Source organism: Streptomyces sp. NPDC026673, assembly GCF_040638135.1.
Classification (GTDB): domain Bacteria; phylum Actinomycetota; class Actinomycetes; order Streptomycetales; family Streptomycetaceae; genus Actinacidiphila.
Genome location: NZ_JBEZXR010000143.1, coordinates 1 through 9,305, shown reverse-complemented (window position 1 = coordinate 9,305; position 9,305 = coordinate 1). Strand labels below are relative to the sequence as shown.

The following is a 9,305-nucleotide window of genomic DNA, read 5'->3' as shown; positions in this document are numbered from 1 at the left end:
GTGAGTACGAGGCTCATGGGGGGTGTCCTTCGGCGGGTCGGCGTGGTCGTCCCTGCTCGCGCCCTCGAAAGCAGGAGGCAAATGTCCGATTAAGGCGTTTTGCCCTCTTTGGACTACCTTGCCGTGGTGACGTCATCGCGCTGTCCGCCGACTGTCACAGACGTGTCACACCGCGGCCGCGGCCGTGCGCCGGCACGTGACCGAGCGCCCGTGCTCCCGGCAACACCCCCTCCGTGGGCGATGGTTGGCGTGGTGGGGGGATCAGGCCCAGGACGTCGGCGGGGACCGTCCGCGCACACCCCGCCCGGGCCCGCCCTTGGCCACGCGTCGTCGTGCGAGGTCGGGCGCGCCCGTGCCGGACGGCCGCGGGTTCAGGGACCGAGGGGCGGTACCGCGTCCGCGTCGAAGGTCTCCAGGAGCGTCGTGAGGCCGTCGGTCCCCGACAACTGCTGTGCCGTCCAGATGCACTTGCCGTTCGGGGTGTAGCGGGTCCCCCACCGCTGGGAGAGCGAGGCGACGAGCTGCAGTCCCCTGCCGCCCTCGTCGGTCTCGGACGCGCGGCGGATGCGGGGCATGGTCAGGCTCTCGTCGGAGACCTCGCAGACGAGGTCGATGTCCCGGAGCAGCCGCAGTGTCATCGGGCCCCGCCCGTGCCGGATGACGTTTCCGACCAGCTCGCTGGCGAGCAGCTCCGTCGTCGGCGTCAGCTCGTCCAGGCCCCAGGCGGACAACTGCTCGCGTACGTGCCCGCGGGCCATCCCCGCCGCCCGCGGATCCTCCGGGAGCACCCAGGACGCCATCCGGTCGGAGGCGAGCGTGTGGACGCGTGCCACCAGCAGCGCGATGTCGTCGCTGGTGGTCCGGCCGACGGGGAGCAGGCCGGCGATGAGCGAGTCGCAGAGCGCGTTCAGCTCCCGGCCGTCCGCGCTGCCCAGCAGCAGGCGCGCCAGGTCCGCGAGCCCCTGGTCGATCTCGCGCTCGGAGGACTCGACCAGGCCGTCGGTGAACAGCACCAGCAGGCTCTCCCTGGGGACCTGCAGCTCGACCGTCTCGAACGGCTGCTCCGCAGCCCCCAGCGGCGGGTTCGGCGCCGCTTTCGGGAAGCGCACGCTCCCGTCGGGATGGACGATGGCCGGCGGAGGGTGCCCGGCGCGCGTGACGGAGCAGGTTCCGGTGGTCGAGTCGTAGAGCACGTACAGGCAGGTGGCGTAGGAGTCCGCGCCCAGTCCGCCGACGATGTCGTTGAGGTGGCCCATGATCTCGTCCGGGGGCAGTTCGAGACCGGCCAGGGTGTGGACGGCCGTACGCAGCCGCCCCATGGTGACCGCCTCCGACAGGCCGTGGCCCATCACGTCGCCGATGACGAGCGCGACCCGGCCGGCGGACAGCGGGATCACGTCGTACCAGTCGCCGCCGACGTCCGCGCCCTGCTCGGTGGGCAGGTAGCGGGCGGCGAGGGTGCACGACGGCAGGTCGGGCAGCTCCTGGGGGAGCAGCGCGCTCTGCAGCTCCCGGGAGCGGGTGTGCTCGGCGTCGTACAGGCGCGCGCGTTCCAGTGCGTGGGCCACCAGGGCGCTGATGGCGCTGAGCAGGGTCCGTTCCTCGTCGGTCAGACGCCGCGGCTGGTCGAAGGCGACCACGCAGACGCCGAAGGTGAGTCCGGAGGCGGTCAGGGGCAGGAAGGCCCAGGACCCCTTCCCGGTCAGATGCGGGCGGTCGGCCATGGCCGGGTACCGCGCGGCGTACTCCTCGGCCGAGGAGACGAAGACCGGCCCGCTGGTCGAGATCGCGTCCCACACCGGGTCCCTGGCGCCCCGGGGGCGGCCGTGGAGGTTGTCCAGGAATGCCTGCGGGTAGCCGACGGAACCCACGTTGTAGGCCCGGCCGTCCTCGAGCGCCTGCACCAGCAGTCCGGTCGCGCCGAACGGCGGCAGAACGCGCTGGGCCACGGCGTCCACCACGTCGCGCGAGGTCGTCGCCTTGGCGAGGGCCGCGGTCAGTTCGGCGATCCGGGCCGCGCGTTCGCTCGCGCCGCGTTCCGCGGCGGCGCGCTCGGCCTCGAGCCGGCGCCGCTCGGTGACATCGGTGAAGTAGAGGGTGACCCCGTCGGGCAGCGGGACGAGCCGGACCTGGTAGCAGGCCTCCGTGGCGGGCATGTGTATGTCGAAGCTCGTGGGCGCGGACCCGGCGGCGGCCTCACGGCAGCGGGACTCCAGGCCGGCGATCTGCCGCAGCGACGGCAGCGTCCAGAGCACCCGGCCGAACAGCTCCTCCTCGGAGGAGCCCAGCAGATCCTCCGCCTCCCGGTTGACGAACGTGATGCGCCAGTCCTCGTCCGCCGCGAGGAATCCGTCGCTCATGTACCGCAGGGCGCGGCTGAGGGCGTCACGGGCGGACCGGGACTCGTTGCTCTCCCAGGCCGTGCCGATCATCCGGTAGGGCTCGCCCCCTTCGTCGAGCACCACCTTGGCGCGGGTCTCCGTCCACCCGTAGCTGCCGTCGGGACGGCGCACCCGGTACTCGGCTTCGAACACCCCCCGGTCGCGGATCGCGCGCTCGGCGGCGGCGAGGGTCCAGCGCAGGTCGTCGGGGTGGACGACCTTCATCCAGCTCTCGACCCGGGGCACAAAGTCGGCGGGGTCGGTGCCGTAGACCGCCATGGCCGCGTCGTCCCAGGCCAGTTCGCCGGTGCGGATGTTCCAGTCCCAGGTGCCCACCTCGACGGCCTTGAGGGCCTGCCGCAGCCAGCTGCCGCTGGGCTCCTCGTGCGTGGGGCGGCTGGGCGGCGGGGCCTGGTCCACGCGCTCCTGGGCCCAGGCGGTCACCGCGTCGAGGAACTCCCACTCCTCCCGGGTGGGCTCGCCCGCGGCGCTCGTGACCACGGTGAGCGCCCCGACCGGGCCCTGCCCGTCGGACAGCGCCACCGCCGCCAGCCCTGTGCCCGGCCACTCCTTCGCCTCCCCGGGCCGGACGGCCCCGGTCGATTCCCGGGGCGCCCAGACGTGGCGGCCGTCGCGTACGGCACGGGCCTGGACCGCGGGGCTCTGCTGATCGATGATCTCCCAGGGGCGTACGAGATCCGGCGACAGCCCCACCGTCGACACCAGGCGCAGCGCGGACATGGGCCCGCTCAGGTGGACGGTGCCGCCCAGCCCGTCCAGCTCGGCGACCGCGTGCTGGAGCGCGAGCCGCAGCACCTCACCCTCCGGGATGCCCTTCTCCACACCGGCGAGCAGCGCCAATCGTTCATTCACCATGTAAATGTACATTTTGGGAGCAAACCTGGCAGGTGAGGGGGACCTTACTGCCCGGTGGTCCCGCGGCGCGGGCCTCCACCGCGTCCGCCGCGGTGGAGGCCCGATGGGGTTCACGCGGCGGCGACGCGCCGCGCGATCTCCTTGCCCTTGGCGCCGGCCTCCTCCAGTGCCCGGGCCCACGAGGCCTCGGCCAGGGGGACGAGTTCGGACATCGCCGGGTTCGAGGACGCGGCGGTCAGTTCGGGGACGATGAAGTCCAGGTCCAGGCCCATGTATTCGCCGAGGATGGCCCGCAGGTAGTTCTGGACGTACTCCGAGGACTCCCGCGGAGTGCCCGGCGCGTAGGAGCCGCCGCGGCTGGCGATGACGGTGACCGGTACGCCCTTCACGCTGGACGTGTCACCGGTCGTGCGGCCGACCATCAGCACGTGGTCGATCCAGCTCTTGAGCGTCGAGGGGATCGTGAAGTTGTACATCGGGGCGCCGAGGAGGACGGCGTCGGCCTTCTCCAGTTCCTCGATCAGCGCCAGCCGGCCCGCCAAGGCCGCCGCCTGCTCGGGTGTGTGCGAGGAGGCGTCGGCGAACGCCGCGGAGAAGGCGTGCACGTCCAGGTGGGGGAGCGGGTCCGCGGCGAGGTCGCGGTAGACCACGGTGCCGTCGGGGTGCTGCTCCTCCCACGCGTCGCGGAAGGTCAGCGCCACGGTGCGGGAGCGGGAGCCGGAGCCCGGGTGGAGGGAGGAGTCGAGGTGCAGCAGGGTTGCCATGTGGAGTTCCAGGTGCGTTGAGGCTCGTCTTGCGGGGGCCGGCCTTCGGCGTCGCCGGGTGGCGACGCGGCGGCCCCACAACTCCACGGTGGGGCGGCGGGCTTCGTCGGCAAAAGGCGCGGTAAGTCGCTTACCCGAGGTGAGTGACTTACCCGTGCCTTGGCCGTCCGCGTGCCTCGGGCGCATCGTTTGTACGTGGCCCCGAGCGGTGGACGCACTCCTGTCGACGGATCTGCGGGCCGTGCCCGACGTCGTACGGTCCGGCCTCCGCGGCCTGGCTTCCGCGGTCTGGCTTCGGCGGTCGCTCACGACGGCGGCGCGCGACCGTGCCCGGCCGGGCACGGAATGCGCGAGCGGGCGGTCGCGGAGCGGACCCGGAGTCGCCGCAGTGCCGCTCCGGTGGCCGGCGGACGTGTTCCGCCCGTCCGCCCCGCCCTCACGGGGCGATACGGCTAACCCGCGCGCCGGACCCGACGCTGCGCGCTCCACCGCGCCGGCGGCTGCAGGGCGGCCACGAGCGCACGGCCGTCCGGGGCCAGGGCGTAGCGGATCCGCACCGGCGTGCTGGAGATCACTGAGCGTTCGATCAGGCCCTCGGCCTCGAGTTCCTTGATGCGCCGGGCCAGCAGTCGGTCGGAGATGCCGTCGATCACGGCGCGGTACTCCCCGAAGCGGCGGGCACCCTGGGCCGCGGCGAACAGGATCGACCCCGTTCAGCGGCGTCCGACCAGTTCAAGCGTGCCCTGGAAGCTCGGGCACGAGTCGTCGTGCACGGAGTCGCGCACAAGTCGCGGGGATGGCCCGGTGGTCATTTCTCCACTCCTCGACACTCCTCGACGGCCTTCGCCCGGAGATCGGCGCCTGCTTCACATCGAGGACGCACGCCTCGGCGCCGCGATCGTACGGGTGCCGGGTGCCGGGTGCCGGGTGCCGGGTGCCGGGTGGCGGGTGCCGGGGTTCGTCGTTCCGGCGGACGTCGTTCAGTCCTCGGCAGCCATGCTGCCGAGGCCATTGCCGGCCTTGGGAGGGCGGCGGTGGGCGCCCGTACCGGGAACGCCGACGGACGACAGGCGCTCGCCGGCGGGTCGCCCACGGTGCCGCCCCGTTCGGGAGCCTCCGGACGTCCCCTGGAGACGCCGTACGGCCACGAAGGCGTTGTTGAGCATGCCGCCGGGCTTCGGCGTCGGGACGGTCTCGAGCATGGTGTTCTCCGGGTCTTGGGCGCGGGTGTCACGGTCGGCGGGCGTGGTTCGTCCACGTGACGGGATGAGGGAAAGGGTGCGGGGGCCGGCCGGTGCCGGGCCGGGCCGAGGGCGGAGCGGCTCGACACCGGCGCGGCTCCCCGTCGGGGTGGCCGGGACGATGTCCGGTCGTCGAGAAAGGCGTGGTCCGGCGGGTTCCGCCGGATCCGGCCGACGGTTCAGCGGACGGGCCCGTGGCCGTACGACTGCCAGACGGTCACCCAGCGGCCGTGGTCCCAGCGGGCCAGGCGGTGGCCGTCGTACCGGTAGAGCCGGCCGTCGTGACCGCGCCAGTACTCCACACCGTAGTGGTCGTTGCCGTAGTGGTGCCTGTCGCGGTCGCCGTTCCAGCGCAGGTCGTGGCCGGTGTGGCGGTCGGCGCCCGTGTCCCGGGCGGTGCTGATTGTCACGTCCTGCCGGTCCTGGCCCGCGGGCCGGGGAGCGGCGGACGCGGAGCCCGTGGCTCCGAGCAGGGCGGTACCGGCGAGCGCCACCGAGGCGGTGGAAGTGGCGATGATGCGCGTCCACTTGTTCATGTCTGATCTCTCCTTGGGGTGCCCCGGTGTGCGGGGCTTCGGACGACGGTCCGGCCGGTGGGCCGATTCCGGTCGCGTGGTGCGATTCCGGGGCCGCCGGCGAGGGGCGCCTGGTTCGCAGGCGCGGATTCCTCGGAGTCGGGCGTCGCTGGGAATCGCTGGTGCATTGAACCTAACTGATGATTGAGGCTCGTCAATCATTTATGGCGTGTGACCATCGCCTCCCGCAAGGAATGCGCGGAGGCGGAATAGGCGTCGTGGAAGATCCTCGCCATCGAGGGAGCGGCGGCCTGCCCGAAATCGTTGAAAGTCTTTGATTACCCACACGCGCCGATGATTGTCACCGCGCTACCATGGAGGTATGGCAGTGAACGAGATCGTGGTGGACGCGGCCGGCGGCGACCCGCTGGAGCAGCTCGGTTTCCTGCTGGCCCGGCACGGCGCCATCGCGAACAGCCGTGTGCAGCACGCCCTCGCGTCGTGCAGCCTGGCGCCGCGGCAGGGCGCCACGCTGATGCTGCTCGGCAAGTGCGGCTCCATGGGGCAGCAGGCTCTCGTGGCCGCCCTCGAGGTGGATCCCAGCATCATGGTCGCGATCCTGAACGATCTCGAATCCGCCCGGCTTGTGGAGCGGCGTCGCGATCCGTCCGACCGCCGCCGCCACATCGTCGCCATCACCGAAGAGGGGCGCCACGTCCTGGCCAAGGCGCAGGAAGCGGTGACCGAGGTCGAGCAGGGGCTGTTCGGCGACTTCTCGCCGGAGGAGGTCGCGGTGCTCCGCGGGCTGCTCGCCCGGGTTCGCACCTCGCGCGGCGACGAGGTCTGCTCCGAGGAGTGACCGAGGTCCCCCTCCGCGCCCCGGGTCCGTCGTGCGCCCGGGGCACGGAACAGCACCCCCGGTTGCCGGAGGTGCTGGAGGTGTCGGGGTACGAGCGATCAGTCGAAGATGACGCCGTTGTTGATGGTGCCGTTGTTGACGTTGGTGGAGTTGTTGTTGCCGACGACTATGATCACGCTCCCGTTGCCGCTGTTGTTGGGGCCGTTGCCGTTCCAGCCGCCGTTGCCCCAGCCCCCGCCGCCGTGTCCCCGGCCGCCGCCGTGACCGCCGCCCCAGCCGGCCGCCTTCGCGGTGGCCGTGTGCGCCTCGGCCGGCGCGGAGGCGGCGAACGCGGTGGAGGGCAGCAGCGCGCCTCCCGCGGCCAGGGTGGTCACGGCGGTGAGGGTGACGATGCGCTTCGTACGGCGAGTGCGGGCCATGGTCGTTGTCCTTCGTGAGCGGTGGGGGAGGGGGCTCCGGTGGTGTCCGGCGGGCCGCCGTCCGGCGTGAACCCGATGTCTCCAGTAAGCCGTGGACGACGGGCTCCGTCATGTCGCTGCATTTCGGGACTTGACAGAAATCTGCGATTCGGGATACCGGGCCGCTGGGGATCAGCCCGTGACCATCCCGGCGACGAGGTTGATCGTCGTGGCCAGGATGCTGGTCCCGAAGACGTACGACAGCAGCGAGTGCCGCAGGACGGTCGCGCGGATCGCCGGGCTCGAGACGTCCGTGTCGGAGACCTGGTAGGTCATGCCGAGGTTGTAGCTGAAGTAGAGGAAGTCCTTGTAGGCCGGCGGGTGTTCGGAGTTGAAGTCGATCCCGCCCGCCGACGCCGTGTAGTAGAGGTAGGCGTACCGCGCGGCGTACATCAGGTGGAGCGCCGCCCAGGCCAGGAACACACCCCCGAGCGCGGTCGCCGCCGCGGCGTGGTCCCTGTCGCTGCCGCCGCGCAGCAGCAGGACCACGATGGCCACCAGTCCGCACAAGGCCGCCGCGACGACCACGAGTTCCTCGACCACCGGCTGGAAGTCCTCGCGCCGGGCGTTGCGGTGGGTGGCCGTCGCGTCCATGGGCCACAACACGAGCCAGCCCGTCACGACGAAGGTCGTCCCGGTCGCCGCGATCCCGGCGAGGACGCCCAGAGGCACGTCGTTCGGAACCGCGACGATCACGCCGAGGACCGCTCCGACGACGACCGCGCCTGCCAGTCGGGGGACCGCGGACAGCGGCAAAGTGGTTCTCATGGGGCATCACCGTACAACCCGGATTTCGCACGTCGTGGCAGCCGCGCTCGGCGTCGCCGAGAGGGCCGGACACCCCGTGGACCGCACCGTCTCCACGCCGTGGCCATGCCCGAGTCCGCCCGCGGCGGGGGACGTCGGGGAGGCGGGCGCCGAGCGGGTCGGCCGGATCCACGGTGACGGCGTCGCGATTCCGCCGCTGCGCGTCGACCTCCCGACCATGACGGCGAACGGCGTCCAGGGGGTCGCCGGCCCCCGCGCGTGGCGGGAGACGTTGCGCAGGGCGTGCGACGCGCCCCGGCCGGGCGGGTACCCGGTGTCCGGGACGCCGGATCCGGCACGGCGCTTCGCCGGTCCTGCCGGCCGGCACGTGGCTGATACCCGTACGGCATCACAGCGGGCAGAGCAGGTCTTGGACGCCCCCATCGCACCGGTCACATGCTGGAAGCGAGGTTCTCCAGAAGGGACATACGCGATGAAGGTCTTCCTCACCGGCGGATCCGGATACATCGGCAAGGCGACGATCGCGGCGCTGATCCGGCAGGGACACGAAGTGGAGGCACTGGCCAGGAGCGAGGCCGCGGCGGGAGCGGTCGCGGCGCTGGGGGCGGCGCCGGTGATCGGGGGCCTGGCCGACCTCGACGTGCTGAGGACGGCCGCGGGCCGGGCCGGGGCCGTCGTGCATCTGGCCCAGGCGGACAGCGGGGAGGCCGATCTCGCGGCGGCGTCCGCGATGCAGGACGGCGTCGGAGCCGGTACCTACGTCCACACCGGGGGCACCTGGGTCTACGGCGACACCGACGGCGTGGTGGACGAGTCCGCTCCGTGGAACCCGCCGCCGCTGGTCGCCTGGCGGCGTCCGGTCGAGGACCGAGTCCTGGAGCGGGCGGCGCACGGCGGCCGCCCCGTGATGATCCGGCCGGGACTGCTGTACGGCGGGGAGAACCGCCTCATCGACATCTTCTTCACGGCGCCGGGGAAGCGGGCGGGCGTCATCCCCTACATCGGCGACGGCGGCGCCCACTGGGCGCTGGTCCACGTCGAGGACCTCGCCGAGCTCTACGTCGCGGCCCTCGGTGCGGAACCGGGCGCGGTCTACGTGGGCGTCGGCGGGGTGAATCCGATCGCCAGGGACGTCGCGACGGCCATCAGCCGCGCGGCCGGGATCGAGGGGAAGACGACCTCGATCTCCCTGGAGGAGGCCCGGGACCGGATGGGACCCATCGCCGAGGCCTTCGTGCTCGACCAGCGGTTCACACCGGCTCGTGCCTTGGCCGAACTGGGCTGGACACCACGGCACACCGACCCGCTGGCCGAACTCGCGCGCGCCTGACCCGCGCTGACCCGTGCGGACCCGTGCGCTTCACCAGGATCCGGCTGACATGCGTCTTGACCGTCGACTCGGCGACCACCAGATGGTCGGCGATCTCCGCGTTGGACAGCCCC

9 protein-coding genes and 1 pseudogene are annotated in these 9,305 nt (G+C 72.3%); 2 read left to right on the top strand and 8 right to left on the bottom strand.

Features of this window, described 5'->3' with window-relative positions:
• Positions 1-371: 371 nt before the first annotated feature.
• From AB0F62_RS41790 to AB0F62_RS41770, 5 genes are all read right to left on the bottom strand, one after another.
• The gene (locus AB0F62_RS41790) at positions 372-3,254 is read right to left on the bottom strand and encodes a SpoIIE family protein phosphatase (protein ID WP_361811849.1); all 2,883 of its coding nucleotides are present in this window, start codon (positions 3,252-3,254) and stop codon (positions 372-374) included.
• Positions 3,255-3,367: 113 nt separating this feature from the next.
• Positions 3,368-4,021, bottom strand: coding sequence for an NAD(P)H-dependent oxidoreductase (locus AB0F62_RS41785; protein ID WP_361811846.1), 654 nt, complete (start codon positions 4,019-4,021; stop codon positions 3,368-3,370).
• A gap of 452 nt (positions 4,022-4,473) precedes the next feature.
• A complete protein-coding gene (locus AB0F62_RS41780; RefSeq protein WP_361811852.1) occupies positions 4,474-4,722 on the bottom strand; it encodes a winged helix-turn-helix transcriptional regulator in 249 nt (82 codons plus the stop codon).
• Between the two features lie 279 nt (positions 4,723-5,001).
• Complete coding sequence (locus AB0F62_RS41775) at positions 5,002-5,223, bottom strand: hypothetical protein (protein WP_361811843.1); 222 nt, start codon at positions 5,221-5,223, stop codon at positions 5,002-5,004.
• Positions 5,224-5,441: 218 nt separating this feature from the next.
• Positions 5,442-5,798, bottom strand: coding sequence for a hypothetical protein (locus AB0F62_RS41770; protein ID WP_361811840.1), 357 nt, complete (start codon positions 5,796-5,798; stop codon positions 5,442-5,444).
• 361 nt (positions 5,799-6,159) lie between these two features.
• Between AB0F62_RS41770 and AB0F62_RS41765 the strand changes: the two genes are divergently transcribed.
• Positions 6,160-6,636, top strand: coding sequence for a MarR family winged helix-turn-helix transcriptional regulator (locus AB0F62_RS41765; protein ID WP_361811837.1), 477 nt, complete (start codon positions 6,160-6,162; stop codon positions 6,634-6,636).
• 98 nt (positions 6,637-6,734) lie between these two features.
• Here the strand turns inward: AB0F62_RS41765 and AB0F62_RS41760 are convergent, their stop codons facing one another.
• Positions 6,735-7,055 (bottom strand): hypothetical protein, encoded by a 321-nt coding sequence (locus AB0F62_RS41760; RefSeq protein WP_361811834.1) that lies wholly within the window; start codon positions 7,053-7,055, stop codon positions 6,735-6,737.
• Between the two features lie 171 nt (positions 7,056-7,226).
• Positions 7,227-7,862, bottom strand: a complete 636-nt coding sequence (locus AB0F62_RS41755) for a DUF1345 domain-containing protein (RefSeq protein ID WP_361811831.1) — start codon at positions 7,860-7,862, stop codon at positions 7,227-7,229.
• 472 nt (positions 7,863-8,334) lie between these two features.
• On the opposite strand from AB0F62_RS41755, the gene AB0F62_RS41750 reads away from it, so the two are divergent.
• Positions 8,335-9,192 (top strand): NAD-dependent epimerase/dehydratase family protein, encoded by an 858-nt coding sequence (locus AB0F62_RS41750; RefSeq protein WP_361811828.1) that lies wholly within the window; start codon positions 8,335-8,337, stop codon positions 9,190-9,192.
• A gap of 28 nt (positions 9,193-9,220) precedes the next feature.
• Here AB0F62_RS41750 and AB0F62_RS41745 read toward each other — a convergent pair.
• Positions 9,221-9,305, bottom strand: a pseudogene (locus tag AB0F62_RS41745) (LuxR C-terminal-related transcriptional regulator); the annotation flags it as partial.

Excerpts from the sequence above, each read along its gene's own strand:
- AB0F62_RS41775 (WP_361811843.1), bottom strand. The coding sequence starts at position 5,223 with ATGCTCGAGACCGTCCCGACGCCGAAGCCCGGCGGCATGCTCAACAAC.
- AB0F62_RS41785 (WP_361811846.1), bottom strand. The coding sequence starts at position 4,021 with ATGGCAACCCTGCTGCACCTCGACTCCTCCCTCCACCCGGGCTCCGGC.
- AB0F62_RS41765 (WP_361811837.1), top strand. The coding sequence starts at position 6,160 with ATGGCAGTGAACGAGATCGTGGTGGACGCGGCCGGCGGCGACCCGCTG.
- AB0F62_RS41770 (WP_361811840.1), bottom strand. The coding sequence starts at position 5,798 with ATGAACAAGTGGACGCGCATCATCGCCACTTCCACCGCCTCGGTGGCG.
- AB0F62_RS41755 (WP_361811831.1), bottom strand. The coding sequence starts at position 7,862 with ATGAGAACCACTTTGCCGCTGTCCGCGGTCCCCCGACTGGCAGGCGCG.
- AB0F62_RS41750 (WP_361811828.1), top strand. The coding sequence starts at position 8,335 with ATGAAGGTCTTCCTCACCGGCGGATCCGGATACATCGGCAAGGCGACG.
- AB0F62_RS41760 (WP_361811834.1), bottom strand. The coding sequence starts at position 7,055 with ATGGCCCGCACTCGCCGTACGAAGCGCATCGTCACCCTCACCGCCGTG.